Raw genomic sequence first — 909 nt, 5'->3', positions numbered from 1 at the left:
TGGATGAAGCATCCGACCAGACTGGCCCGGGTTCACTGGAATCGCTGATCACCAGCATGAGTGACAGCCTGAATACGGCATATAAAAACAGCGGTCATAAAATCAGCTTCGTTTTTGAGCGTGATCCTGACATGGGGAAAGAAGAAATCGAAGACATGGTCGCCCCACAAAAGCGCTCACTGGCTAATACAGGTATCCAGTTACAGGATGTGGTCGATGAGAAAGTCACAACACTGTCCCCATGGCTGGTCCGGGAGCGTTGCTGGCTGGCGATCTGGAGTGGACCCGACCTTATCAGCAACAGCGATCGCACCGCCCATGATGAGCTTGTCAGAAGACTGGCTGAACGGGTACCGAAAGCACGCTTTGCCCAGTCCCCCTGGCAGTGGGCCTTATCTGCACTGAAAATCCGCCACGAAGCTTTTCTTGATAATGTGGAACAGGCACTGAGACATTCATCTGATGGCCTGATTCTCCGGCTACTGGATATACACGAGGTCGGGCGTGAAATACGTCGTCAGACAGAACGGCACAGCACACCGCGTAACTGGCAACCCCACCTGCCTGAAGATGCCCAGCCAGCGGGATATCGCTGGACTGACGATGAATCCGTACTACATGCTCCTTCATTGCATTTGCAGTTATTCAACACTCAGGTGACCACACAGGGCAACCTGGTTCAGGCGGGCGGACTCTGGCACGGAATGGTATCGATTACTTTACCTCCGCAAAATCTGCAGACGTTTAACGAACTGGTCCGTGCCGTCCCCCGCGCAGTCCCCTGGCGCATCAGAATAGATCTGATGCCCGGCGGGATGAAGGCTCTTAATCTGAAGAAAACGCTTCTGACTTACAGCAGCTTCATTTCTGCCGTTCGTCCAATGTATGAATCCGTTATGACCCTGGCTG

The 909-nt window shown here is 53.2% G+C and carries 1 pseudogene; it reads left to right on the top strand.

The features are described 5' to 3' along the window. Nucleotides 1-909: pseudogene (gene traU / locus RTW80_RS26180) on the top strand (IncI1-type conjugal transfer protein TraU); the annotation flags it as partial.

Source organism: Escherichia sp. AM3 (assembly GCF_032029835.1).
In the GTDB taxonomy this organism is placed as follows: domain Bacteria; phylum Pseudomonadota; class Gammaproteobacteria; order Enterobacterales; family Enterobacteriaceae; genus Escherichia; species Escherichia coli.
The sequence above is the reverse complement of the archived record's forward strand: the minus strand, read 5'-3'. Positions and strand labels throughout refer to the sequence as shown.